This is a genomic window from Pseudonocardia acidicola (assembly GCF_012911935.1).
Classification (GTDB): Bacteria; Actinomycetota; Actinomycetes; order Mycobacteriales; family Pseudonocardiaceae; genus Pseudonocardia; species Pseudonocardia acidicola.
In genome coordinates, this window is sequence record NZ_JAAXLA010000023.1 from 1 (window position 1) to 23,061 (window position 23,061).

Here is a 23,061-nt window from a genome sequence, read left to right on the forward strand (position 1 = left end):
TGACCTGCACCTGGGCCGGGATATCGGGGTGCCAGCGATTGTGGCCCACGATCTTCTGGTCGGTGAACTTCTTGGTGTTGTCGAGCGGGAACACGACTTGCGGCATCGAGCTACTCCCTACTCAGTGATAGATGCGGCGGTCGAGGACGAGGGTCAGGCCCCGCGGCGCCGGGCCCGACCCATCAGTTCGCTGCGTGGACACCGGCGGTGCCAGCAGTTGTGAGGGCTCAGCCGGCAGGGGCCGGTGCCCCGGTCGGTACCCGCTCGGCCGTGACGTACTTTCCGGGCCGCAGCGTCACGGCCAGCAGGCCGAAGACGACGACGCCGAAGACCGCGAGCGCGATCGCCAACTGGGTCTTGAAGTCGTTGTAATAGCCGGTCAGCAGCAGGAACGCCGGCGCCCAGCCTGTGACCCAGCCCTCGATGGCACACACCGCCCCTGTGTACTTGGTCAGGCTCTCGACCTTCAATCCCAGCACGACGAAGAACAGCGCCCACAGGAATGCCCAGTACAGCCAGATAACGCCGAACGCGGGATCGTGGAAGCGCGTGAAATTCAGCCATGAGTAGACCAGAGCCGACAGCACGACGAAGAAGCAGAAGTAACCGAGCCCTGTCCCATCCAGCCCGAACGACAGGTTGAGCCCGACGTACAGGTACGTGAAGGCGAACAGGTACAGCCCCGCCGCCTGCAGAATAGTGTCCGTGTTACCGTTCGCGGTGAAGATGAGATAGGTGGGGGTGATGATCTGGAGGGCGCCGACGAAGAAGTTCATCGGCGCAGCGGATCTCGCATCTATCCACCCCAGCAGCATGGCCCCGTTGATGAAGAGCACAGCCCCGACGAAGAGCAATCCGACAGCTGCCACGCGAGCACACCTCCTTGGCCACAATCCGCCGGCCGCCGGCCAGGCGCGGGCCCAGCGCATCCCTTGCGCCGAGCGCGGCCGATGCGGGCATCGTGCCGCCTCAGCGGCCGCCAAGCCTTCACCGGACCCGTCGTGGCCTGGCGAGGCACACTTGCAGTGTGCATCAGGAGAGCGATCCAAACAATACCCCCGAAACAAAAAAACGACCCCCGGGAAAATGCGCACGGTACAACACGCACATCTTTCCTGGCGGCAGGAGTGATCCCCTGCCGATATCCTCAAGTGTCAGGTATTTGAGCCCTACCCGGATAGGGCAAGCCTTATCGTCGCCCGAGCCGGCCGTGGCTCACTCTCCTACTGGTCCTCCTTTCCTCGCACTCGGACATCGTCGATCGGCGTAGCGCACCAGCGACGAACGGCGGATGGGGGAGCGGTGCACGCGACAGTTGCGCCACGGGTGGGCCACGCGCGTCGATCTGCCGGGCTCTCGCGGTCCCGCCGTGCTCACCAGGCACCGGCACAACCGCTGACCGGGGCGGCTCGGCGACGTCGATGATCGCCCAAATCGCCCGGGCCGGCCCCTCGGTCTTCGGGTCGTTCCGCCCTGCAAGGGGCTCGTGACCTCCGATGTCTGCTCTCAGCCGGCTCATTCGGTAAGGGGCCTTCGCCTTTTCGCCATGACGAGAAACAGCGGATAGGCGGTCATCAAGGCCAGTCCTCCCGCCATGGGAGCCGTGACATCACGGAGAGCCAGCCCCATGCACAGCAATAGTGCGCACACGGCCAGGGTCGCGTACGACAGGGCCATCCAAAAATGGCAGGTGCACCGGATAGGTTTGCTGAGCTTTCGCGCCAGTTCTGGGTCATCCTTAAGCAGGGCCAGTCCGATCCTGTTCAACTCCGACAATTCATGGTTTTCCAGGGCCATGAGTCCCACCACCGATCGTACATTAGTTCTCAGAGATGAGCGCGATCCAAGTTTGCGCACACCGCGATCTGCGAAAATGTGCCAGCAGGTCTTGCCCTCACTGTCGGGCGGGCGAGGCACGCAATGCCGAATCACGCAACGGCACATTTCGAGCATTCGATTCGTCTGAAAGATGGAGCGGTAGGCCAAGCTGTCGCCAACGCTGGAATCGCGCCGAATATCAATTGCGAGCAGCGCGGCTTCGGCATAACAGATGAGTAAGTGGAGAGGTCTCGCCGTAATCGTGGCAGCGACTGTCGGCGGCCGGCATCGAAGGACATCTTCGCGCGCATCCCCGACGACAGGGCTGGTAATGCAGCTCTCTGCTCGAAGTAAAGCGACCTGCGGTTCGCGAATCAGGAGAGGGGAAGAGATTCTCTGGGTGATCATGCAGCCTCCTAGTCGCTCGAGCGAGATCGACTAGGGGCTATCAGCGGTCGGCGCCGCGGTTCTGGCGAGCTCCATCACCCATAAGTTGTGGCTTCATGATGGCCTCATGGGCAGCTCACTGCTAGGCTTGTCCCTCCGATGGCCTACAGTTCCTGATGTCGCTCTGGCTCGAATCCTCCCGGATGGGACACGACTCCAGATAATGCGTAATCAATCCCCTTTGGTGCAAATGCCTCATGCTGTTCGAGAATCGCGTTGCCCGGCAGATCGGCGTTTCTACTTCGTGCCGGACAAAGCCGCAATGATGCGGGGCAGGCGTACCTCTTGGCGAACCGGCGGCAGCGAGCAGTTCCGGGGGAAATCCGGGACGTGTCCTCATTCCGGTATCGAAGATCAGTTGTGCCAGAAGATCAGTTGTGCCACGGGTCGCCGTCCGGCGGCTTGCCTTCTGGGGCTGATCACAATCCGTTCAGGATCGTAACGAACTGGGCTGGCTTCGCGACGCCTGACCAGATGACACGGGCGGGGGCCGTATTCCTCCCGCTGCCCGCAGTGATCGAGCCTGACCCGTTCGCCGGCGATGATCGGCAGGGCGCCGGCCCGGCTGCGATGGACGCGGTTCAGAAGCTGAGGGATTTCTCCAGATGCTGGAGGGCCTCGGCGCACCGCTTGGCGCTCTCGGAGTGCAGGCGGCAGTGCTCGTACTGAGCGGCGTGTGGCCCGCAGGCCGCTGCGCTGGCCTGGCAGGCCAGCGCACAGGCGTGCACGACGGATCCGACGATGTTCAGGTCGGTCGCCGGGCCTCGGGACAGGACGTGTTCGGTCGCGTCGCACATGTCCGCGCAGTCGAGGTCTCGGCGCACCTCCGTCACCATGCCGCCGACCTCGACCATGGCCATCGCACAGGCGTTCGCGGCCTGCTCGCACTCTCTGAGAGCGTCGAGCACCGTGGCGAGTTCGGCGTGGGCCGGGACCGGTCCGGCTCCGGCGCTGTCGATGACCTGCAGAGTCTCGGTCACTGGTCTGCTCCTCACCGTCGACCAGGACGCAACCGTCCTCCGTGACCGCCGGGATGCGCCAGTGGTCGGCGGCGATTGTGTGCGGGCATCGGCGAGACGAGGATAGAAGGTGGAATCGCCGGTATGTCGGTAAAGTTCGGATCGCGGTCAGGTGCTCGCCGTGCCCTCTCACGCTTTCGGGCCCAGGCGGGAACGCATTGCCCCTACCCCGTGACCGTATGGAATCAAATCGACTCGAGGAGTTAGCCTCCGCCGCGATTGGTGCTACACGATCGGGGGTCTGGCAATGAACGGGGCGTGTCGTGGCTGGATCCGGGAACGGGTTCTGCGGGCTGGGCTCGCGGCACCGGGACCGGCTTCCGGCGGCGATGCCCTCGGGGCCTGGTCCGGTCGTTGCGGCGCACCGTCCGCAGGACGACGAAGGGGCCTCGTGTGAACTTTCCGCTTCCGCTGGCGGTGGCGTTGACCGTCCTGTTCGCCATCACCGGGGCGTACTCGCTGGTGCGCTGGGCATCGTTGGTGTCGGCCCGCTCGGTGCGCGGTGGGGACCCGTTGACCGAGTTGTTCCATCTCGTGATGAGCGTGGCCATGGTTGCCATGACGTGGGCGTGGAGCGGCTCGCTGGGTGACCGGGTGCAGATCATCGTGTTCACCGGGTTCGGCGTGTACTTCCTGTGGCGGCTCGGGATCGCGGGGCGCACAGGTGTCCGATCCGGTCATGGCCGGATCGAGCTGGGCTACCACGTGCTGATGGCCGCGGCGATGGTCTGGATGGTCGCCGGGATGCCGGTGCTGATGGGCACGTCCTCGGGCGGTGCTGCGCACGCGGGGCACAGCGGCTCTGCGGGCATGGCCTCCATGCCTGACATGCCCGGCATGCCGATGAGCACGGCTGCCATGTCCGGTACGCCGATGAGCGCCGGGGCGACGCCGGCGTGGGCGGTCGGGCTGAGCGTGCTGCTGTCCGCTGCTCTGCTGGGCGCTGCGGTGATGTGGGGCGTCCGGGTGTTGCGGCACGCCACGCACGAACCGGTACCGGCCGTCACGCTCGTCCCGGCCGCTGCTGAGCCGACCGCCACCACACGGACCGCCCCCACACAGGCCGGCGCGCCTGGCTCGGCGCCGCCGGCGGCGGGGGCGCAGGCCCGTCGGCTGCTCGGCGCCCGCGGTTCGGCCGGCTGTCATCTGCTGATGAGTCTCGGCATGGCGGCGATGTTGCTCGCGATGCTGTAGAGGTCGCCGGCCGGTTCGGCCGGCCCTTCTCCCGTCTCCGATGACTGCGGTGGCCGCGCTCCTGCGGTCCGACCGTCGAACCCGCACGCCCGCGAGGAGCGCCCATGTCCGATACCACCGAGACCCGCCCGGTCGGGCTCGACGAGATGGTGGAGGCGCCGGCCGAAGGCGCCGCGATCCCGCCGGCTCCCCCCGCGCCCGCGGCGACGACCCGGGCCGGCGCGTGGAGCTGGTGGTGGCAGGGGCTGCGGCCGCTGGTGCTGCGGCTGCACTTCTACGCCGGGCTGCTGGTCGGCCCGTTCCTGCTGGTCGCGGCGACGACCGGGTTGCTGTACACGCTGACCCCGCAGCTCGAGCAACTGGTCTACCGCCACGAGCTGACCGTGCCGGTCGGGGCCCGGGCGCTGCCACTGCAGCAGCAGGTCGCGGCGGCGGCCGCGGCCCTGCCGCAGGGCACGCTGACCGCGATCCGCCCGCCGGGTACCCCGGGGGGCACGACCCGTGTCGTGTTCGCCGCGCCGGGGCTGGCCGACGGATACTCCCGTACGGTGTTCGTCGACCCCTACACCGCGCAGGTCCGGGGCGCGCTGACGACCTACGGGGAGTGGCTCCCGCTGCGTGCCTGGTTCGACGAGCTGCACCGCACCCTGCACCTCGGCGACGTCGGACGGGTCTACAGCGAGCTGGCTGCCAGCTGGTTGTGGGTCCTGACGCTCAGCGGGCTGGGGATCTGGGTGATCCGCCGGCGCCGGGCCGAGCGGCTGCGCCGCACCTTGGCCCCGGAGTTCGCCGCGACGAGGCGAGTGCGGTTGCGCTCCTGGCACGGTTCGGTCGGGCTGTGGGCGAGCGCCGGGCTGCTGTTCCTGTCCGCGACCGGGCTGACCTGGTCGCACTTCGCCGGCGACAACGTCAGCGCGCTGCGCTCGGCGCTGCACTGGAGCACCCCGTCGGTCACCAAGACGCTGCCCCCCACCCCTACCACTGCCGCCGCCCCGCCCGCTGCCGCGGCGGGGACCGTCGGCATCGGGGCCACGGCGGACCGGGTGCTGGCCGCCGCCCGCTCGGAAGGCCTCACCGATCCGGTCCAGATCACCCCGGCGAGCAAGCCGGGCCAGGCCTGGGTCGTCGCGCAGGTGCAGCGGTCCTGGCCGGAGAAGCAGGACTCCGTGGCCGTCGACCCGAACACCGGCACCGTCGTCGACGTGCTGCGCTTCGCCGACTGGCCGATCGCGGCGAAGCTGGCGCGCTGGGGCATCGACACCCACATGGGCCTGTTGTTCGGAGTGGTCAACCAGATCCTGCTCGCCGCACTGGCCCTCGGCCTGATCTGCGTGGTGATCTGGGGCTACCGCATGTGGTGGCTGCGCCGCCCGACCCCCGGCGGCCTCGCCGGCGCCCCCGGCGGCAACCAACGGCCCAGCCTGGGAGCCGTCATCGTCATCGGCGTCCTCGCCGTCGGTGTGGGCCTGTTCGAACCCGTGCTCGGCTGCTCGCTGCTGGTCTTCCTGGCCATCGACGGCATCCGCAGTCACCTGCGAACCGGCTCCGGTTCCCGCGTGTAGACCAACGAGCCTCACCGCGCGGCCCGATCGGTCCGCTGATGGCCGCCGCCACGACGGCCATAGTGGTTCACGCCCGATTGCGTCCGCCGACCGGATCCCGCCCGCGGGGCCGGTGGAGCGCCCGGGTGGGCCGGGGTCGGCCCCGGCACACCCGGACCGGCCAGGCCTGCCCGGTCAGGACTTGACCAGCCGGGCGATGGCGGCGTTGGCCTCGCGAACCTTTTGCGTGGCCAGTTCCCCGCCCTGCGCCGCGGCGTCGGTCACGCAGTGGGCGAGGTGGGCGTCGAGCAGTTGCAGGGCGACGTCCCGCAGCGCCCGAGTGGCCGTCGCCACCTGTGTCAGCACGTCGATGCAGTACGTGTCGCTCTCGATCATGCCGGCGAGGTCGGCGACCTGCCCCTCAATGCCGCGCAGCTGGGCCAGCAGCACGTCCTTGTCATCGGCGTAGCCGTTCATCACCCATCCCTATCACCCAAGCTCCCCTGCCGATCCCGGCCCAGTGATGTCGGGGCCGGCGGGCGCGCGGCGCGATGGCCGCGAGCCCACATCGCGGCCCGGTCAACGGCCGTCACAGAGCGGCGCTTCTGCCACTGTCGTCGCTGGTAGAAGTCATAAGAGTCTCATCCGCATCGCTTGGAGTCTCGTCCGCACCACGTGCAGGCCGCCCGTCGCCCGCTCACGAGGGCACGCCGGCCGCGGCTCGCCGTGACGAGTCCCAGACTCGTGAGCTCAGCTGCAGCGCGGTTCGCAGTGCCCGCCGAGACGCTGTAGCGCTCCTTCAGTTGCCGTTGACAGCCGGGCCGTCGGGATTGGATCGCCCGGCTTCAGCGCACCGCAGGTGATCGCCCCGGGAATGTCGGCGGCGATCCGCTTGTACGGCGGCGCCGGCTCATCCGGTGCATCACCGAGGTCGCGGCTGTGCGCGGGTGAGCGCGCGGCTCGATGGGGGCGCCGGCATCCGGAGGCCGAGCGAGCCGGCTGCTCGACCGTTGCCTTCGTGCGTGGGTTGCGATGCTCGTCGCACCACGCATGACCCCACGACCAGTGCGGACAACGTCATCACACCGGGTCTGACGTGGTGCCCCCGGCAGGATTCGAACCTGCGACGCACGGTTTAGGAAACCGATGCTCTATCCCCTGAGCTACGAGGGCTGCGCCCCGCATCCTAGCCGCGTGGCGGTGGTGCCCCGCCGCCACGGGTGCCGCAGCCGCCCAGGGCGGGGTGGCGTGGCGGTCTCGCCTGCCCGCCGACGGCGTCACCGAACGGTGATCGCGCTGACCTCGACTCGATCGTCGGGACGGTCACGGTCACCGACCAGCAGGCGATCGCCGACACCGCCCGGATCCTGGACAGGTCGGCGCTGGCCGAGGCCGTCTCGGCCACGTCCGCAGCGCGCCGCATCGACATCTTCGGCGTCGGTGCGAGCGCCGTGGTGGCCCTGGACCTGCAGCAGAAGCTGCACCGGATCGGGTTGATCGCCTACCAGTGGAGCGACACCCACGCCGCGCTGACCGCTGCCGCGCGCTCGACTCGCGGGACGTCGCCGTCGGGATCGCGCACACCGGTGAGACGCGGGACACGGTCGAGGCGCTGACCGAGGCGACGTCCCGCGGCGCCCGCACGATCGGGGTGACGAGCGTCCCGCGCTCCACGCTGGCCCGGGTCGCCGACCTCGTTCTCGTCACCAGCGCTCGCGAGACCACCTTCCGCTCGGGCGCGACGGCATCGCGCATCGCCGCGCTGGACGCCACCCGGCAGGCCGTCGCCATCCGGCGCTTCGCCCAGTCCCGGTCCGACGACGGACCCCTACCCCGAGGAGGCGCCGCGGTGAGCCGACCGCGTCACGGCGTTCGTGTCACGTCACCGACCGAGAAGGTGAACCCGGCCACCTGGTGATCGACGAGGTGCCGACCATCCGCGTGGTCGAGATGCTCAACGACGAGGACGCCCATGTCCCCGCCGCGGTGCTCCCGGAGCTCGCCGCGCTGGTCGACGACGCGGCCGAGCGGGTCGCGCCCGCCGACGTGGTGATCGGCCTGACCGCCTCGGGACGCACCCCCTACGTCGGAGGTGCCCTCCGCGCGGCCCGGGAGGCGGGTGCGGTCACCGTGCTGGTGACGTCCAACCCGGAGGCACCGCTGGCGCCCCTGGCCACGCACGTGATCGCGGTGGACGGGGCCGGAGGCGATCGCCGGCTCGACCCGTCTGAAGGCCGGCACCGCCCAGAAACTGGTGCTCAACACCTTCTCGACCGCGCTGATGATCCGGCCATCCGCAGCGCTACCGGAAGGTCATCGAGCGGGAGCTGTTGGCGCACGTCGACTTCGCCGCGGACGCCGTCCACGGCCCCGAGGCCGACAGACCGTCGACCCCGCAGGCCTGCGCCGACCACGAGCGGGCCATCGCCGACGCCGGCGGCATCGACCTGCAGATCCTCGGGATCGGCAGGGACGGGCACATCGGGTTCAACGAGCCCGGCTCGTCGCTGGCCTCGCGGACCCGGCTGAAGACGCTCACGGAGCAGACGCGGCGCGACAACGCCCGCTTCTTCGGCGGTGACCCGCAGGCCGTTCCGCGGCCGGGAGCTCGCACGCGGGCGCCATCCGTTCCGCCGCCCGCGACCGGTGGGCCTTCGGGCACCGGTCCGATGGGGTCGTCGGTCACCGGTGACCGGGGCCTTGTGCATCTGCCCTCCCGGCCGTGGGAGTGGCTGGGATGGGTCATGGGGCATTGGATGGCACTGGAAGGCGGGACCGGTGGCTCCCCGGAAGGCCGGGCCTACAGGAGCCGGTTCGCCGGCATCGGGGCGCGGCTGCCCGAGAGGCGGCTGACGACCGAGGAGCTCATGGCGAGCACCCGGTACGACACGGGCATCGAGCTCGAACGGCTGACCGGGGTCCGCGAGCGGCACGTCGTCGCCGCGGGGGAGGACTCCTACACCCTCGCGCTCGCCGCGGCTCAGGATGCGCTCGCGCACGCCGGTTGCGAGGCGCAGGACCTCGACATGCTGATCGTGTCGAGCATCAGCCGGCACGTGGGCGGGATGCGGATCCAGCTCGAGCCACCGGTGAGCGTGCGGCTCAAGCACGTGCTCGGCGCCGACCGCGCGCTGAGCTTCGACCTCTCCAACGCGTGCGCCGGGATGATGACCGGCGTCTTCCTGCTCAACGACCTGGTGCGCCAGGGCCGGATCCGCCGGGGCATGGTGGTCAGCGGCGAGTACATCTCCGAGCTGGGGCGCAACGCCGCGGAGGAGGTCCGCGACGTGACCAGCGATCAGCTGGCCTCACTCACCCTGGGCGACGCCGGCGCCGCCGCGATCGTCGAGCGGGCCCCCGACGGCGCTCCCGGCATCGACGTGGCCGGGTTCACCACGCTGTCGGGGCACAGCCGCCTGTGCGTGGCGTTCCCGGCGACGATCGGCCCGGGGACGACGATGCACACCCAGGCCCGTGAGATCCACGCGGCGGGGATCGCGGAGGCGGTCCCGAGGCTGCGCGAGGTGCTCGACGCGGCCGGCCTCGCGATGGACGACGTCGACTACCTGATCATGCATCAGACCTCGACGCGCGCCATCGCGAAGGGGGCGGCGGCGGTCACGGCGGAGTTCGGCGCCGCGCCGAAGCACATGGTCGTCACCGTCGACGAGCTGGGTAACACCGCGTCGACCACGCACTTCGTCGCGCTGTGGAAGTACCTGAACGAGGGGCGCTTCCGCGGGGAGGACCGGATCCTGCTCCTGGCCCTCGCCTCCGGGCTGGAGGTCGGCATCGTGATCTTCACGGTCGGTCAGTTGGTGGAGCGCTACGGACAGCTGGTGGGCAGCCATGGGTACCGTGATTGAGGCCACCGCCACCGCGATCCCCGGCGGCGATCCGGCGGTCGGCGCGGTGTACCTCGTGGACGCCGCCGCCCGCGCCTGCCTGGAGCGTGCGCACCGGGCCCCCGACGACGTGCAGCTGCTGATCAATGCCGGTGTCTACCTCGATCGCAACATCTCCGAGCCGGCGATCGCGTCGCTGATCCAGGAGGACATCGACGCCAATCCCGAGCCGGAGCCCGGCGGGGGTCAGGGAACGCTCTCCTTCGACGTCCGCAACGGGGCGTGTGGCCTGCTGACCGGGATCGAGCTGGTACACGGCCTGCTCGCGTCGGGGACGATCGAGGCGGGGATGGTGGTTGCCACCGACGCAGATCCCGAGCCGGGTCAGACCGAGGGGTTCGGCTTCCCGCCGGTCGGCGGCGCGATCCTGCTGAGCACCGATGCCGCGCACCCCGGCTTCACCGGGTTCCGCTTCGCGACCTTCCCCGAGTACGGGGACCGCTTCACCAGCGAGATCGACTGGCGCACCGAGGACGGGGGAGGACGCAACGTGCTCACCGTCGAGATCGCCGACGACTACCCCGCGCGCGCGCTCGAGTGCGCGGAGGCGACCGCACGAGAACTCGCCGCGGCCGACGGGCTGGATCTGCGCGAGGTCGGTGCGCTCGTCGCCGCCGCGTCGACTCCCGGCTTCGCCCCGGCGCTCGCCGAGCGGCTCGGGATTCCCCCGACTCGTGCGGTCCCTCCTCCCGACGGCCTCGCCTCGGCGCACACGGCGGCCCTCGCGGCGGCGCTGGACTCCGTCTCCCTTCCGGACGCGGGCACGGCGCTGCTGGTCTCCGCGGGGTCGGGGATCACGGTCGCCGCCGCCGTCTACCGGGGGTGAGCGGGCTGCGCGCCGCGGATCCGGCGGCAGCGCCGCTGCAGGCGCTGCTGCCGCCGGTGAGTCGCAGCCCGCGCGTCGCTCCGGCATCCCAGCGCCGGTTGCGGCCGCTGCCTCGGATCGTGGCCGGGGTGACCGGGCACCTCGCCGGGACCGGGCCGCTCACGATCTTCGCCACCCTTGGCCGGCACCCACGCCTCTTCCGCGCCTGGCTGTACTACTCAGCTGTGCTGATGCCGTTCGGCACGCTGTCACGGCGCGACACCGAGCTGGTGATCCTGCGCGTCGCCTGGCAGTGCCGCGCGGCCTACGAGTGGTGGCACCACGTGCCGATCGCCCTGCGCGTCGGACTGACGCCCGCCGAGGTCGGGGCCGTGGCAGAGGCACCGCCGGGCGGAGCCCTGTCCGCACGCCAGCGGGTGCTGACCGCGGTCAGCGACGAGTTGCTCGCGCAGCGGGCGCTGTCGGACACCGCCTGGGCGCCCGCGCGGGCGGTGCTCACCGACCGTGAGGTGATCGAGCTGTGCCTGCTGGTGGGGCACTACCAGGGCCTGGCGACAGCGATCGGTGGGCTGGGGATCCAGCTCGAGGACGTCGGGGACAAGGACGACGTCGGGGACGAGGACGTCGAGCTGGACGCCCGCCGCGGACGGCCGCCGCGGGGCCGCCGTCAGCGCGACGACGTGTTGCGGGAGCCACCCGCCGTGCGCCGGCCGCCGGGCGCTGCGGGCTGACCGGCTGCGGGCTGACCGGTGGGCGCTGCGGGCTGACCGTCGCGGCGGGCGGCCGCCACCAGCTCGGCCATCCCGGTCTCGATGCCCCGGGCCAGGGTCCACACGTCTGCCGCCGTGTCGTAGTCGCCGGTGATGCCGAAGGCCAGCCGCCCGGCGTAGGTGAGCATGGAGACTCCGACGCGTACCCGGGCGGCGATGGGCACGTAGGGGATCATCTCCACGCAGCGGCGGCCGAGCGCGTACAGCGGCTGGCGCGGCCCGGGCACGTCGGTGGTGACCGTGGTGATGCTGCGCTGCGGCAGGTGCCAGGTGAGCCGGACGCCGGGCGCGATCGCCAGGAACGGTTCGTGGCCGGCGACGCGCAGCAGCACCTCGCCCGCCTCGGCCTCGCGCTCGGCCTTGAGCCGGTCGAACAGCGCGCGGACGGCGGCGAGCCGCTCGACCGGGTCGGCGATCTCCACCGGCAGCTCGGCGAGCATCGCGGAGACGCGGTTGTCCCGGATGCTCTCCTCGCCGGGCGCGCGCAGACTGACCGGCACCAGCGACCGGATGAGGTGCCGGGTCGGTTGCTCGCCGCGAGACTGCAGCAGTGCGCGGAAGCCGGCGGTGACCGCGGCCATGACGACGTCGTTGAACGTGCCGGCGAGGGCGTGCCGGACGGTGGTGACGTCGGCGACGCTGCTGCGGGCGAAGGCGTAGCGCCGCTCGGCCGACAGCTCGCCGGTCAGCGACGACGCGCGCGTCGGGACCAAAGCCGTCGACGCGGCCACCCCTCCACGGACCGCGTCGCGGGCCAGCCGACCCAGCGTCCGGGGATGGCGGACCGTACCCGCGAGCGCCCGGGTGGTCTGCCACGGCAGCGTCGCGAGGTCGCGGGCGACGAGCAGGGTGAGCTCGGCGGTGGAGGGCTCGGGCTTCGGCTGCCAGTCGTCCGGTACGCCGGGCCCCGGCTTGGGGGTGGGGTCGAGGACCACGCGGTAGAGGTCGGTGCCGGCGATGCCGTCGACCATGCAGTGGTGGATCTTGGAGATCAGCGCCCACCGGCCGCCGGCCAGGCCCTCGACCAGCCAGTACTCCCACAGCGGCCGGTCGCGGTCGAGCCGGGCGGACATGATCCGGCCCATGAGCGTGGCCAGTTCCCGGTCGCCACCCGGCGCGGGCAGCGCGGTGCGGCGCAGGTGGTAGTCGAGGTTGAAGTCCGGCGCGTCGACCCACACCGGCGGTCCGAGATCCAGCGGCACCTGTCGGGCCTTCTGCCGGTAGCGGGGGATGAGCGGCAGCCGGCCGGCGAGCGTGGCGCGGAACTGCTCCTGGCCGGGCACCGGTCCGGCGAAGACCGCGATCGAGGAGATGGCCAGCGACGTCCCTGGCTGCTCGTCCTCCATCTGCAGGAACGCGGCGCTCAGCGGGCTCATGCGGTCCACGGCGGTCACAGCTCCCGCTTGACGATCTTGCCGGCGGCGTTGATCGGCAGGTGCTCCCGGAACTCGACCGAGCGTGGGTACTTGTAGGAGGCGACCCGTTCCTTGACGAACTGGATGAGCTCGTCCTCGGTGGCCCGCAGGCCGGCTCGCAGCTCGAGGTAGGCCTTGACCTCCTGCCCGAGCAGCTCATCGGGGACACCGACCACCGCGGCCTGGGCGACCGCGGGATGGGTGCAGAGCACGTTCTCGATCTCGCGCGGGTACACGTTGTAGCCACCACGGATGATCAGGTCCTTCTTCCGGTCGACGACGAAGAAGAAGCCGTCCTCGTCGACGTAGCCCAGGTCACCGGTGCGGAACCAGCCGTCGGTGAACACCTCCGCGGTCGCCTCCGGCTTGCCGTGGTAGCCCTGCATCACGTCGATGCCGCGCACGACGACCTCGCCGACGTGTTCCTGCCCTGGCGGCAGCACCTCGTTCTGCTCGTCCCAGATCTCGACCTCGACGCCGTAGATCGGCTTGCCGACGCTGTAGATCCGCCGCTCCTGCTCGCTGACGTTGAACGTCACCGTCGCCGCGGTCTCCGACAACCCGTAGCCCTCGAGGATGACGACGCCGAAGGTGCGCTCGAACTCGTCGATCACCTCGGCCGGGATCGGAGCGCCGCCGGAGACGCACAGCCGCAGCGAGCTCAGGTCGTAGCTGTCCTTGTCCGGCTGGCCGTTCAGCGTGACGAACATCGTGGGCACGCCCATGAACACGGTGACCCGGTCGCGCTGGACGGCCTCGAGCACCTTCGCCGGCTCGAAGCGGGGCAGCAGCGACATGGTCGCAGCGAACCGGGTGAAGACGTTCACGAGGACGGCCAGGCCGAAGACGTGGAAGAGCGGCAGCACGACCAGGGCGACGTCGTCGTCCCGGGCGCCGAACAGCCGGCCCGGGGTGTCGGCGTTCATGAACAGCTGGAAGTGGGTGAGCTCGGCGCCCTTCGGCCGGCCGGTCGTCCCCGCGGTGTAGACGATGACCGCGGTGTCACCCGGGTCGGTCTGGTGCAGCGGCGGCCGGCCGGGCACAGGGTTGGCGAGCAGTTGCTCGAACGGGCGCCCGACGCCGGCCGGAGGCGTGCCCGGCGGGTTCAGCACCACCAGCCCCTGCACGCCGGCGTCGGCGGCCCCCTTGGCGGCCTCCTCGGCCGCCCCCGCCCAGGTGATGAGCATCCGGGCGCCGGAGTCCGCGAGGATGTAGCCGATTTCGCCGGCCTTGAACAGCACGTTCATCGGCACGACCACGCAGCCGGCCTTGAGGATGCCGAAGTAGGCCACGACGAACTGCGGCACATTGGGCAGCTGCAGCCCCACCACGTCGCCGGGCACCAGCCCGCGGGCCAGCAGGCCGACGGCGAACCGGTCGGAGGCGGCGTCCAGCTCGGCGTAGCTGACCACACTGCCGTCGAAGAGCAGGGCGGGATGCTGCGGGTGGGTGCGGGCGGACTCGCGCAGGATGGTGGCCAGGTTGAACGCCACGGTCGGCTCCCGAGGTGGCCGATGCGGTCCGGACGGCTCAGCGGCCGTGGACCGGCAACGGTGTGGATCTGTGCCGCCCTCTCCTGGGCGGACGACGCCGCGAGCGCTCACCAGCCGGCGGCGCCGGCCCGATCAGGCAGGCGACCGTCGGCACCTGCGGCCGGGTCCCGCTCGCCTGTCTTCCTGGCATCTCTTCCCTGCATCTCTGCCAAGTGATCGGTCGGCTGCAAGTCTGGTCGGGTTCGCCGGCCGCCGCACCGGCCGGAAGGCCGGAGGCGCCGGGGACTTCCGGCCCCGGCGTGCCGGTCGCGGGGCGGCCGGCGAGGTCCGCCCGGCCCGCGGCCCGACGTCGGTTCCACAGGTGGGCAGGCCGCCCCGGTCTACGACGGCTCGGCAGCGGGCCGTCCGTCCAGGAGCCGCCCGAACAACCGGAAGTACTGGGTCAGCGAGCGCGTGCCGAGGAACCGTTCCGCCACCCGCCGGGCGGCCCGGCGTCCCATCTCCGTGGCGCGAGCCGGATCGCCGAGCAGCGCGACGACCGCCTGCCCGTAGGCGCGGAGGTCGCCCGGTCCCACCAGGAGCCCGGAGCGGCCGTCGTCGATCTGGTCCTGGATGCCGCCGATGCGGCTGGCGACCACGGCGCGGCGTTTCCACATCGCCTCCGCGACGGTCAACCCGAACCCCTCGGCCAGGGACTTCTGCACGACCACGTCCGCCCGGCGTTGCAGCGCGTTGACGATCGCCGCGTTCTCCTCCAGGTCCGCCATGGGCAGCGCCACGAGGTGCACCCGCTCCCGGGCCGCAGCAGTGAGCGCGGCACGGCGCGTGCGGGCCTCGGCGAGGACCGCCCGGCCCTCGGGGTCGTCGGCGACCGCCGACACGGCCGGGCCGGCGTAGAGCAGGTGCGCGTCGCAGTGCGGGACGACGTGCTGCACGAAGCCGTCGATCACGCCCGCGGGGTCCTTGAGCCGGTCCCACCGGGAGACCTGCACCACCAACTGGTGATCGGGGCGGAGCCGACGGTCCTCCTCGACCTCCGCCCGGCGCTCCACGCGCGCGGGCGAACCGTCGATGCGGGTGAACACCGCCGCACCGGCGTCGAGGTCGTCCTCCTGCAGCCCGGCCGCCGCGAGGATGGCGTGCGTCTGCACCTCGGTGAGGGCCTCGTTCTTGGCGGAGAAGACGTCGATGGACGGCGCGATCAGGACCGTGCGGTCGGGGTCCAGCGACTCCCAGACGTACTGCCGGCGGGAGAAGACGTAGGCATCAGCCTGCGCGACGTATCCGCGCAGGAAGCGCCACGCCTGCTGGGTGATGCGGTTCGGAGTGTCGATGCCGACGTGGCAGCGCCAGATGAGGAAGCCCCCCAGCTCCCGGAGAACGGGGATCATGCCGGCCGTCTGCGGGTCGTGCAGCAGCACGATGTCGCCGGGTGAGATCCGGTCGGCCAGGCCCTCCGCCGTCCTCCGGGTCATCGCCTCGTAGATCTCCCGTGCCGCGTGGTCGAGGGGCAGCCCGTCGCCGGGCGACCCGTGCAGGTGGTTGTGCAGGCGCTTGGTCACGGCGAAGAAGGACTCGTCGCCGACCATGACCTCCCACCGCACGTCCACGCCGCAGCCCCGGCCGTAGGCCAGCAGGGATTGCAGCATCTCGGCGACCCCGCCGCCGCGTGCCGTCGAGTTGATGTTCCAGAGGATCCGGCCCGCGCAGACGTCCCGCACGCGCTCGGCCTCCTCGCGCACGCAGCGGTAGGCCTCGGGGCCGAGCACCGACTCGAATCGCTGCAGGGGCAGCGGCGCGATGGGCACGGGCGTCGTGGCGACCATCCTGCACCCTAGACCCTTTTCGAGCGGCCGATGAGGGTCACGGCTCCGGCCGCGAGGTGCGGAGTCGGGGGTGCGGCGAAGGGAGCACCTCATCGCTTCGATGCTCCCGGGGTCCTCGTCAGGCCCCGTCGCCGGCGACCGCCTCGTCGAGCCAGGTGAGCACCTGCCTCGCCAGCGCGTCGGGCACCTGCAGCTGGGGCACGTGGCCGACGTCGGCCAGTTCGACGTAGCGCCAGTGCGGGTGCTGCCGGGCGGCCTCGCGGGCGGCGGTGATCGGCACCAGCCGGTCGCGGGCGCCGTGCACCAGCAGGACCGGCGCGGTCAGTGCGGCCATCGCGTCGCGGTATGCCGCCGGGTCGATCAGGATCCGCACCAGCGAGCGGGCGGCGGCGAGGAAGGCGCGGTCCATGCCGTCGACGTCCTGGCACTCCTCGACGAGGGTGGCCGAGCGGTCGACGAGCTCTGCCGGGACGTCCCCCGGGTCCACCCCGCAGATCTCGAGCAGCTCCCTCACCCGGTGCAGCGCGCTGCGCCGCTGCCGGCGCAGCCAGAGGAACCGCTCGCCGACGAAGGGCAGCGCGTAGAGCAGGAAGTGGCCGGCGACCACCGGGTCCGGCGTCCGGTGCCCCCCGGGCAGCGCCGGGTCGAGCAGGACCAGGCCGCTGACCGCCTGCGGCGTGGACGCGGCGGTGAAGATCGAGATCATCCCGCCCATCGAGTTGCCGACCAGCACGGCCGGGCGGCGGGCGATCTCCCCGAGGAACCGCCGCAGGACGACGACGTTGGCCTGCACCGTGGTCCGCCGCCCGAACGGCTCGCTGCGGCCGAAGCCGGGCAGGTCCAGGGCGAGCACGCGGGCGTGCGGCGCGAGCAGCGGCGTCCACAGCTCCCAGTTCAGGTGCGAGCCGCCGAGGCCGTGCACCAGCACGACGGTGGGCCCCTCGGCGTCGCCACCGAAGTCGACGTAGTGCACGGGGCCGTCCCAGTCGACGGTGTGACTGGTACCCGGCTGCGCTCGCTGGCCCATCGTTCTCCTCATCGGTGCCACCCCACGGTGCCATCCGACGCGGCATCGGAACAGGTCCTCCGCCGGCGGCGACCGTGGCCAGCTGCCCCTGCCCGCAGCACCCGGCAGCGGCCGACGGGGCAGGCGTGCAGTTCGTCGTGGCGACGGGTGGCCGTAGCGCGCATCGTCGTAGTGCGCATCGTCGTAGCCGGCCGTAGGATTCGGGCCTACCGGGAGCGACGCATGACCACCACGCAGATGCCGGTCGAGCACCCCGACGTGCTGCCCGCGGGCGGGGACCTCTGGGATCGGCACCGGCCGCCACCCCAGGACCGAGCTGCCGGCGAAGACGTTGATCGCAGCGGCGCCGCCACGGTCACCGCGGTGCCGGCGACGGTCTTCCGGGCCACCCGGCACGTCGAGAACTCCGGCCTGGGTGATCAGCTCGCACCCCGGGTCGTCGGCCGCCTCCCGGAGCGCTCCACCGATCCCCGCACCGGTGGCGCCGGTGTTGCGCCCACTCCCAGGACTGGAGGTCCCGGATGAGCAGTGTTCGCGGCAAGGTTGCCGTCGTCACCGGGGCCGGCTCGGGCATCGGCCGGCAACTGGCCTTGGAACTCGCCCGGCGCGGGGCCCGGCTCGCCATCTCGGACGTCGACGATCCCGGGCTGGCCGAGACCGCCGTGCAGCTCAGGGCTCTCGACGCCGACGTGCACACCGCCCATCTCGACGTCCGCGACCGGCCGGCCGTCGAGGCGTACGCGGCGACGGTGGCCGGGCACTTCGGGGTGGTGCACCAGGTCTACAACAATGCCGGGGTCGCCGGCGGCGGTCGCAGCGTGCTCGACACCGACTGGGCGGCGTACGAGCGGACCATCGGGATCGATCTCTTCGGGGTCATCCACGGGACGAAGGCGTTCCTGCCTCGCCTGATCGCCTCCGGCGACGGGCACGTGGTCAACGTCTCCAGCCTCAACGGGATCATGGCCCAGCCCTCGCTGAGCGACTACTGCGCCGCCAAGTTCGGCGTGCGCGGCTTCACCGAGACGCTGCGCGCCGAGATGCTGGCGGGCGGCCACCCGGTGCAGGTCAGCGTGGTGCACCCCGGCGGGGTGCGGACCGGCATCGCGACCGCTGCGCTCGGGCACGCGCAGCAGCACGGCAGCGCCGTGACGGCGCAGCAGCAGGCGCGGACCCGCACCTACAACGAGAAGTTGCTGAAGATGTCCGCCCAGCAGGCCGCGCGCATCGTCGTCGACGGGGTCGAGGCCGGTAGACCGCGCATCCTCGTGGGCACCGATGCCAAGATCGCGGACCTGCTCGTCCGGCTCGCCCCCCGGCTCTACCCGAGAGTTACCGTCGGGCTCGAACGCTGGTTGTTCGGCACCGGCTGAGGGGGCCCGGTCGGGTGCCAGCCGCGACCGCTCCCGCGCGAGGGCGCCTGACGGACCGGCTGGGACCGGCTCCTGCTCGCTCGGCGTCGTCCGGATGGAGGACCATCGACTCCGGGGACGGCGCCGGCGCGCGCTTTCCTGGCGTCGTCGCAAACCGGCCATCGTTCGGGAGGGGCAGCCCGCAGATGACCCACAGTGCCTTTCGTCCGTCGCTCCGGCAGGACCGTCCGGTTCTCGGAGGACACCGGCATCGAGGACATCCCGAGCGCGCGACGCGACTCGGGGTGATCGGAGCGGTCCTCGGCTCCCGCCACGGTGTCGAGCCTCGGGGCGGCCGGCCTCACCGCAACCCTCGACGTGCCTGCCCCAACGGCTGACGAGGCGTCCCTCAGGATGTGCGGGAGCGCCTCAGCCAGGCCGTGGCTTCCTGGCGGCTCTCGTGGATGTGGGGTGCGACGTCGCGGGCGTCGAGCGCGGTGCCGAGCTTGAGTCGCATGAACGCGCTGGTGGTGTACCGCGTCGCGCCCAGGTAATGGCGTTCGGCGGTGCTGCGGACCGCCTCCGTGTACTGGTCCGTGAGGTGCGGCGCGATGTAGACGTTGTCGTAGTTGACGATGGCGTAGACGCGGTGGCCGATGGCGGCGAGGCGGTCGTCGACGGCGGCGCGGACCGCCTCCAGCTGGGACGTGCTGGTGATGGACAGGCCCTCGAGGTTGAGGAAGAAGAGGTTCTCCACCTCGTCGTAGCTGAACCGTGCCGCCATCGGGATCGCGAGGAGGTCGTCTCTCAGGCCCATGATCTCGGGCCGGAAGATCCGGGCGTCCATCAGCCCCGGCTGCCGCACGATCGGCGCGAAACCCATCCGGTCGAGCACGTCTCGCTCCAGGTCGACGCCGGGGGCGATCTCGATGAGCTCCAGTCCGCCGGGGGTCAGTCGGAAGACGCAGCGCTCGGTGACGTAGAGCACCGGCTGGTCGGCGGCGGCGGCATGGGGCCCGCTGAAGGTCCGCTGCTCCACCTCGGTGACGAACTTGGGGCAGGGGTGTTCGTCGCTGATCACGAGCCTGCCGTCCTCGACGGCGGGTCGGCTGAAGGCGACGAAGGTACCGAGGAAGACCAGGCGCCGGGCGTTCTGGCTGATGTTGATGAACCCGCCGGCACCGGCCAGGCGAGGGCCGAAACGGCTGACGTCGACGTTGCCCTCTCGGTCGACCTGGGCGAGACCGAGGAAGGCGGCGTCGAGCCCGCCGCCGTCGTAGAAGTCGAACTGGGCGGCCTGCTCGATGACCGCCCGGGGGTTCAGGGCGGCACCGAAGTCCAGGCCGCCCGCCGGGAACCCGCCGATGACGCCGGGCTCGGCGGTGAGGGTGAGGCTGTCGAGGATCCGCTCCTCGTGGGCGACGCTGGAGATCCCCTCGGGGATGCCGACGCCGAGGTTGACGACGCTGTTGGGGCGCAGCTCCATCGCCGCCCGCCGAACGATGACCTTGCGCTCCGTGAGAGGGAGAGGCGGGACGGACTGCAGCGGGGCGCGCAGCTCGCCGCTGTAGGCGGGCGTGTGCCGCGCGCCCATGGTCTGCCAGTGGTGCTCGGGCGACGCGACGACGACGCAGTCCACCATGGGTCCGGGGATCTCCACCGCGCGCGGGTGGAGGCTCCTCCGCTCGGCCGCCTGCTCGACCTGGACGATCACCAGGCCACGGGCGTTGTGCACCGCGGTGGCGATGGCCAGCGAATCGACCGTGAGGGCCTCGTGCTCCATCGTCACGTTCCCGTCGGGATCGGCCGTCGTGCCTCGTAGGAGGGCGACGTCGAGGCCGAAGGACTTGTAGAGCAGGTACTCCTCGCCGCCCAGGGTGACGAGGTCGATGAGGTCCTCGGTGGTGCGCTGGTTGATCTTGCCGCCGCCGTGGCGGGGATCGACGAACGTGCCCAGGCCGACCCGCGAGAGGGTGCCGGGCTTGTGCGCCGCGATGTCCCGGAACAACTGCGACAAGCAGCCGAGTGGGAGGTTGTAGGCCTCGATCGCACCCTCGACGGCGAGCTTCTGCATGGCCGGTGCGGCGGCAAAGTGACCGCCGACCGCGCGCCGCAGCAGCCCTTCCCGCGCCAGATGGTCCAGCCCCCGGCCCCGCAGGTCACCTGCGGCGACCGGGGAGACGACGGTCAGCTCGCGGGGACGTCCTGTCTCGAGAAAGCGCGCTTCGAGGGCGAGGGTGAGCTCCTCCGGGAAGCACGCACCGAGGAATCCGCCGATCACCACAGCATCGCGATCGCGGATCAGCCTCACCGCCTCGTCGGCGGTGACGGTCTTGTCCCGCTCCGGCAGCCCGGGCAGCGATCTGACGAGCTCCGCTGCGGTCTGGGCGCTCATCGTCTGCCTCCGTTCCGCACAGCGACAGGCCTGCTGTGCCGACGTCGCCGGCCGCGAGCCGGTGGCACCGTCGGTGAGAGCCCGGCCGGCCCGGGTGTTCCACGAGCTCGGACCGGCTCGCCAGGTGGTCGTCCGGTCGTCGAATCGATGAGCCGGAGCCTGGTGGACGGCAGCTCGGGAGTTGCTCGGCCGATCCGCGCCTCCTTGCTCGCAACCCGCTCTGGTGATCGGTGCCTGCCACCATAGGCTGCACGCCGGTCGGCTCGAATCACCGAAGTCCGCAGTCTGCTCGCTGCGGGGGTGGCGTGTCGGTGCCCACCGGCTCCCGGGACCGCGCCTTTCGTGCACGCGATCCTCGAGATCATGCGAGGCTCGCTGGCGTGTGCCTCAGGCGGAGCCGGCTCCCCCCGGCCGCTCGGCCCGCAGCACGGCGAAGGAGCGCGGGCTCAGTTCGTGCGGGTCCACGGCCGGCTGGTCCTGCCGAGCACTCGAACCCGTGTCCACCACCACGCGCATCGGGATCCGGGCCAGGCGGTCCGGCAGGGCGAAGTGGATCGGGGCGTCGGTGGCGTTGAGCAGCAGCACGCCGAGGCAGGACAGCGGCGTAGCCCAGTCCCGCTGCTGCATCTCCTGGCCGGTCGGACCGAGCCGGTAGACGTCCTTGATGTCGTCGCCGGTGATGGGGCGGCCCTGGAAGAAGTTGCGGCGGGCCCGGAGCGTCTCGAGCTCGTCCACCGAGCCGGTGCGGCTGAACTCAGCGATCTTGGCCGCCAGGGAGGAGCCGATGCCGGGGATCGCGTCGAGTCCTCGCTCGTCCAGCGACCCGACGTCGCCCTCGTACCCGGCGACGGTACGCGCCGCTTTCTCGTAGGCGCGCCCCTTGAACGGGTCACCGCCGGAGATGGCGAGCAGATCGGCGTACTCCTGCAGCATCGCCGCGACCGCGTCGTTGGATCGCTCCATCGCCGGGACGTCACGGACGCCCAGTGCCAGCACCCCGCGCCACCCGCGATCATCCGCGACAGGAACCGGCGTCGTTCGGGGTCGGGGCCCGCCGGACCGCCCGCAGGCCGAGCCGCGCCAGCTCGCCGACCCGCCGGACCGCCGAGGCGTAGAGCACCAACGCCAGCCACAGGTAGCCGACGTGGTGCAGCGGCCGAGCCTCCGCGGGTCCGAGCGTGCGCGCCTGCCGTGGCCGTCCCCGCTGCCGGGCCGTCGCTACCGTGGATCCGGGTGGCCTTCGCCAGCGATCACCGACAATCCGGGCGGCGGCACAGGAACCTCTCAGGGACCTCTCAGACGGCGCGTTCACACTGGGTTCATGCGAATCCTCGTCGTCGACGACGATCGGGCGGTGCGTGAGTCGCTGCGCCGCTCGCTCGCCTTCAACGGCTATCAGGTCGAACTCGCGAACGACGGACAGGCCGCGCTGGACTCGGTGGCCACCCAGCGCCCCGACGCGATGGTGCTCGACGTGATGATGCCTCGGCTGGACGGGCTGGAGGTCTGCCGCCGGCTGCGCGGGAGCGGCGACGAGCTGCCGATCCTGGTGCTGACTGCCCGGGACGCCGTCTCCGACCGGGTCGCCGGGCTCGACGCCGGTGCCGACGACTACCTGCCCAAGCCGTTCGCCCTCGAGGAGTTGCTCGCCCGGCTGCGGGCGCTGCTGCGCCGCCGCAGCCCCGAGGACATCGCCGCCGCCGCGGGCCAGAGCCGGCCGCTGGAGTTCGCGGACCTCTCGCTGGACCCCGACACCCGCGAGGTGCGCCGCGGCAACCGGCGGATCAGCCTGACCCGTACCGAGTTCTCGCTGCTCGAGCTGCTTCTCGCGCACCCCCGGCGGGTGCTCACCCGCGCACAGATCCTCGAGCAGGTGTGGGGTTACGACTTCCCGACCACCGGCAACGCACTCGAGGTCTACATCGGGTACCTGCGCCGCAAGACCGAGGCCGAGAACGAGCCACGGCTGATCCACACCGTGCGTGGGGTCGGTTACGTGCTGCGGGAGTCGGCTCCGTGACGGTGCCCGCATG

Annotated in this window: 20 protein-coding genes, 1 tRNA gene, 2 pseudogenes and 1 riboswitch; of the genes and pseudogenes, 11 read left to right on the forward strand and 12 right to left on the reverse strand. The window is 71.3% G+C overall.

Features of this window, described 5'->3' with window-relative positions; genetic code table 11:
- The 4 genes from HF526_RS14170 to HF526_RS14185 all read right to left on the reverse strand — a co-directional run.
- Positions 1 to 106, reverse strand: a 106-nt coding sequence (locus tag HF526_RS14170) for an acetamidase/formamidase family protein (RefSeq protein WP_169381895.1), incomplete at its 3' end; no start/stop codon positions are given.
- 121 nt (positions 107 to 227) lie between these two features.
- Positions 228 to 869, reverse strand: a complete 642-nt coding sequence (locus HF526_RS14175; protein ID WP_169381896.1) for an AmiS/UreI family transporter — start codon at positions 867 to 869, stop codon at positions 228 to 230.
- Positions 870 to 1,515: 646 nt separating this feature from the next.
- A complete protein-coding gene (locus HF526_RS14180) occupies positions 1,516 to 2,226 on the reverse strand; it encodes a DUF3040 domain-containing protein (protein ID WP_169381897.1) in 711 nt (236 codons plus the stop codon).
- A 24-nt stretch (positions 2,227 to 2,250) separates the two neighbouring features.
- A riboswitch (Fluoride riboswitch) is annotated at positions 2,251 to 2,314 on the reverse strand.
- 532 nt (positions 2,315 to 2,846) lie between these two features.
- On the reverse strand, positions 2,847 to 3,245 hold the full coding sequence (locus tag HF526_RS14185) for a four-helix bundle copper-binding protein (protein WP_169381898.1): 399 nt from the start codon (positions 3,243 to 3,245) through the stop codon (positions 2,847 to 2,849).
- 432 nt (positions 3,246 to 3,677) lie between these two features.
- On the opposite strand from HF526_RS14185, the gene HF526_RS14190 reads away from it, so the two are divergent.
- Entirely contained in the window at positions 3,678 to 4,478 is an 801-nt protein-coding gene (locus HF526_RS14190) for a DUF5134 domain-containing protein (RefSeq protein ID WP_169381899.1), read from the forward strand.
- A gap of 104 nt (positions 4,479 to 4,582) precedes the next feature.
- Positions 4,583 to 6,040, forward strand: a complete 1,458-nt coding sequence (locus tag HF526_RS14195) for a PepSY-associated TM helix domain-containing protein (protein ID WP_169381900.1) — start codon at positions 4,583 to 4,585, stop codon at positions 6,038 to 6,040.
- 174 nt (positions 6,041 to 6,214) lie between these two features.
- Here HF526_RS14195 and HF526_RS14200 read toward each other — a convergent pair whose 3' ends face one another.
- Both HF526_RS14200 and HF526_RS14210 read right to left on the reverse strand, forming a co-directional pair.
- Positions 6,215 to 6,496, reverse strand: a complete 282-nt coding sequence (locus HF526_RS14200; protein WP_169381901.1) for a metal-sensitive transcriptional regulator — start codon at positions 6,494 to 6,496, stop codon at positions 6,215 to 6,217.
- 620 nt (positions 6,497 to 7,116) lie between these two features.
- Positions 7,117 to 7,192 (reverse strand) — tRNA-Arg (locus HF526_RS14210).
- A gap of 47 nt (positions 7,193 to 7,239) precedes the next feature.
- Between HF526_RS14210 and HF526_RS34620 the strand changes: the two genes are divergently transcribed.
- The 6 genes and pseudogenes from HF526_RS34620 to HF526_RS14240 all read left to right on the forward strand — a co-directional run bounded on the left by HF526_RS34620 (position 7,240) and on the right by HF526_RS14240 (position 11,481).
- Positions 7,240 to 7,635, forward strand: coding sequence for a MurR/RpiR family transcriptional regulator (locus tag HF526_RS34620; RefSeq protein WP_211177226.1), 396 nt, complete (start codon positions 7,240 to 7,242; stop codon positions 7,633 to 7,635).
- Positions 7,593 to 7,742, forward strand: a pseudogene (locus HF526_RS37420) (SIS domain-containing protein); the annotation flags it as partial. The gene HF526_RS34620 and the pseudogene HF526_RS37420, both read left to right, overlap by 43 nt.
- A gap of 126 nt (positions 7,743 to 7,868) precedes the next feature.
- Positions 7,869 to 8,309: pseudogene (locus tag HF526_RS37425) on the forward strand (SIS domain-containing protein); the annotation flags it as partial.
- A gap of 40 nt (positions 8,310 to 8,349) precedes the next feature.
- Positions 8,350 to 9,885 (forward strand): 3-oxoacyl-[acyl-carrier-protein] synthase III C-terminal domain-containing protein, encoded by a 1,536-nt coding sequence (locus HF526_RS36925; protein ID WP_338051472.1) that lies wholly within the window; start codon positions 8,350 to 8,352, stop codon positions 9,883 to 9,885.
- Positions 9,869 to 10,750 carry a beta-ketoacyl-[acyl-carrier-protein] synthase family protein gene (locus HF526_RS14235; RefSeq protein WP_169381903.1) on the forward strand — a complete coding sequence of 294 codons (882 nt, stop codon included), beginning with the start codon at positions 9,869 to 9,871 and terminating at the stop codon, positions 10,748 to 10,750. The genes HF526_RS36925 and HF526_RS14235 overlap by 17 nt, the downstream gene beginning before the upstream one ends.
- Entirely contained in the window at positions 10,747 to 11,481 is a 735-nt protein-coding gene (locus tag HF526_RS14240; RefSeq protein ID WP_169381904.1) for a carboxymuconolactone decarboxylase family protein, read from the forward strand. Before HF526_RS14235 ends, HF526_RS14240 begins: the two co-directional genes overlap by 4 nt.
- Here HF526_RS14240 and HF526_RS14245 read toward each other — a convergent pair.
- From HF526_RS14245 to HF526_RS14260, 4 genes are all read right to left on the reverse strand, one after another.
- On the reverse strand, positions 11,418 to 12,896 hold the full coding sequence (locus HF526_RS14245; RefSeq protein ID WP_211177204.1) for a WS/DGAT/MGAT family O-acyltransferase: 1,479 nt from the start codon (positions 12,894 to 12,896) through the stop codon (positions 11,418 to 11,420). The genes HF526_RS14240 and HF526_RS14245 overlap by 64 nt on opposite strands.
- Before the next feature lie 14 nt (positions 12,897 to 12,910).
- A complete protein-coding gene (locus tag HF526_RS14250; RefSeq protein ID WP_169381906.1) occupies positions 12,911 to 14,428 on the reverse strand; it encodes a long-chain-fatty-acid--CoA ligase in 1,518 nt (505 codons plus the stop codon).
- 380 nt (positions 14,429 to 14,808) lie between these two features.
- Positions 14,809 to 16,254, reverse strand: coding sequence for a glycosyltransferase (locus HF526_RS14255; RefSeq protein WP_169381907.1), 1,446 nt, complete (start codon positions 16,252 to 16,254; stop codon positions 14,809 to 14,811).
- A 118-nt stretch (positions 16,255 to 16,372) separates the two neighbouring features.
- A complete protein-coding gene (locus tag HF526_RS14260) occupies positions 16,373 to 17,281 on the reverse strand; it encodes an alpha/beta fold hydrolase (protein ID WP_169381908.1) in 909 nt (302 codons plus the stop codon).
- 222 nt (positions 17,282 to 17,503) lie between these two features.
- Between HF526_RS14260 and HF526_RS14265 the strand changes: the two genes are divergently transcribed.
- Together HF526_RS14265 and HF526_RS14270 are read left to right on the forward strand one after the other, a co-directional pair.
- Positions 17,504 to 17,806 carry a hypothetical protein gene (locus HF526_RS14265; protein ID WP_169381909.1) on the forward strand — a complete coding sequence of 101 codons (303 nt, stop codon included), beginning with the start codon at positions 17,504 to 17,506 and terminating at the stop codon, positions 17,804 to 17,806.
- On the forward strand, positions 17,803 to 18,654 hold the full coding sequence (locus tag HF526_RS14270) for an SDR family NAD(P)-dependent oxidoreductase (protein WP_169381910.1): 852 nt from the start codon (positions 17,803 to 17,805) through the stop codon (positions 18,652 to 18,654). Before HF526_RS14265 ends, HF526_RS14270 begins: the two co-directional genes overlap by 4 nt.
- A gap of 388 nt (positions 18,655 to 19,042) precedes the next feature.
- On the opposite strand, the gene HF526_RS14275 is transcribed toward HF526_RS14270, so the two are convergent.
- A complete protein-coding gene (locus tag HF526_RS14275; RefSeq protein ID WP_169381911.1) occupies positions 19,043 to 21,028 on the reverse strand; it encodes an acyl CoA:acetate/3-ketoacid CoA transferase in 1,986 nt (661 codons plus the stop codon).
- A 387-nt stretch (positions 21,029 to 21,415) separates the two neighbouring features.
- Positions 21,416 to 22,024 carry a hypothetical protein gene (locus HF526_RS14280; RefSeq protein ID WP_338051474.1) on the reverse strand — a complete coding sequence of 203 codons (609 nt, stop codon included), beginning with the start codon at positions 22,022 to 22,024 and terminating at the stop codon, positions 21,416 to 21,418.
- 325 nt (positions 22,025 to 22,349) lie between these two features.
- Here HF526_RS14280 and HF526_RS14285 point away from each other — a divergent pair, with 325 nt between their 5' ends.
- Positions 22,350 to 23,048, forward strand: coding sequence for a response regulator transcription factor (locus tag HF526_RS14285; protein ID WP_169381912.1), 699 nt, complete (start codon positions 22,350 to 22,352; stop codon positions 23,046 to 23,048).
- The last annotated feature ends 13 nt before the right edge of the window (positions 23,049 to 23,061 follow it).

Bases quoted from the DNA above. Each gene is read 5' to 3' on its own strand.
- HF526_RS14245 (WP_211177204.1), bottom strand. From the start codon at position 12,896: ATGAGCCCGCTGAGCGCCGCGTTCCTGCAGATGGAGGACGAGCAGCCA.
- HF526_RS14285 (WP_169381912.1), top strand. From the start codon at position 22,350: ATGCGAATCCTCGTCGTCGACGACGATCGGGCGGTGCGTGAGTCGCTG.
- HF526_RS14180 (WP_169381897.1), bottom strand. From the start codon at position 2,226: ATGATCACCCAGAGAATCTCTTCCCCTCTCCTGATTCGCGAACCGCAG.
- HF526_RS14255 (WP_169381907.1), bottom strand. From the start codon at position 16,254: ATGGTCGCCACGACGCCCGTGCCCATCGCGCCGCTGCCCCTGCAGCGA.
- HF526_RS14265 (WP_169381909.1), top strand. From the start codon at position 17,504: ATGACCACCACGCAGATGCCGGTCGAGCACCCCGACGTGCTGCCCGCG.
- HF526_RS14270 (WP_169381910.1), top strand. From the start codon at position 17,803: ATGAGCAGTGTTCGCGGCAAGGTTGCCGTCGTCACCGGGGCCGGCTCG.
- HF526_RS14260 (WP_169381908.1), bottom strand. From the start codon at position 17,281: ATGGGCCAGCGAGCGCAGCCGGGTACCAGTCACACCGTCGACTGGGAC.
- HF526_RS14235 (WP_169381903.1), top strand. From the start codon at position 9,869: ATGGGTACCGTGATTGAGGCCACCGCCACCGCGATCCCCGGCGGCGAT.
- HF526_RS14275 (WP_169381911.1), bottom strand. From the start codon at position 21,028: ATGAGCGCCCAGACCGCAGCGGAGCTCGTCAGATCGCTGCCCGGGCTG.
- HF526_RS14200 (WP_169381901.1), bottom strand. From the start codon at position 6,496: ATGAACGGCTACGCCGATGACAAGGACGTGCTGCTGGCCCAGCTGCGC.
- HF526_RS14195 (WP_169381900.1), top strand. From the start codon at position 4,583: ATGTCCGATACCACCGAGACCCGCCCGGTCGGGCTCGACGAGATGGTG.